The 685-nt window shown below is 64.4% G+C and carries 1 protein-coding gene; it reads right to left on the bottom strand.

From position 1 onward, the window contains the following. Positions 1-685: lysylphosphatidylglycerol synthase transmembrane domain-containing protein (locus tag OP496_RS18250; protein ID WP_280565413.1), on the bottom strand; the 685-nt coding region annotated here is incomplete at both ends.

Here is a 685-nt window from a genome sequence, read left to right as displayed (position 1 = left end):
TCGCCAGGCGAATGAATACGGTCGCCGCGATGGCGGCGGGCATAGTCATGCCCTTGAGGACCAGCAGCGAGACCATCACCGCTTCAGCGCTCCCCAGACCGCCCGGTAGGAAGCTCAGGGCACCGGCCAACATCGACAGCGCATAAACGAAGATGGCGAACGACAGGGAGATGTCGGCATCGAGCCAGCCCAGCATCCAGTAGAAAGCCAGCGCCTCCGCCCCCCAAGCGATCACGCTGATCACGGTGGCTATGCCTAGAAGACCGGGGCGATGGCAGCGGCGCGCGCCCCCCAGCATCTCGCTGACATGGGTAACCAAGGCCATTAGCTTGCCCTGGCGAGCCGAAGCCCAACGATGCAGCCAGTCCAGCAGGGTCTTGCTCGACAGGCAAGCCAGCACCACCACGATCCCCAGTACCCCGGCAAGCACAATGCTCCGCGCCTGGGGGTATTGGGCCAGTCCCACCAGGGTGAGCAGCACGATGGCAACGAGGTCGGAAAGTCGCTCGCTGATGAAGGCAGCGAAGGTCGCCGGGAACGGTACCCCGCGCTGCTTGAGGAGTACGCCCCTGAAAGCCTCCCCCGCCTTACCGGGCGTGGTGGTCAAGGCAAAGCCACTGAGATAGATTCGCAGACTCGGCGGCCAGGCCACGCGATGCCCCAACTGCGACAAGTAGAGCTGCCA

Source organism: Chromohalobacter sp. 48-RD10 (assembly GCF_029889785.1).
In the GTDB taxonomy this organism is placed as follows: Bacteria; Pseudomonadota; Gammaproteobacteria; order Pseudomonadales; family Halomonadaceae; genus Chromohalobacter.
Note: the sequence above shows the minus strand (reverse complement) of the source record. Positions and strands in the feature narration are given on the sequence as shown.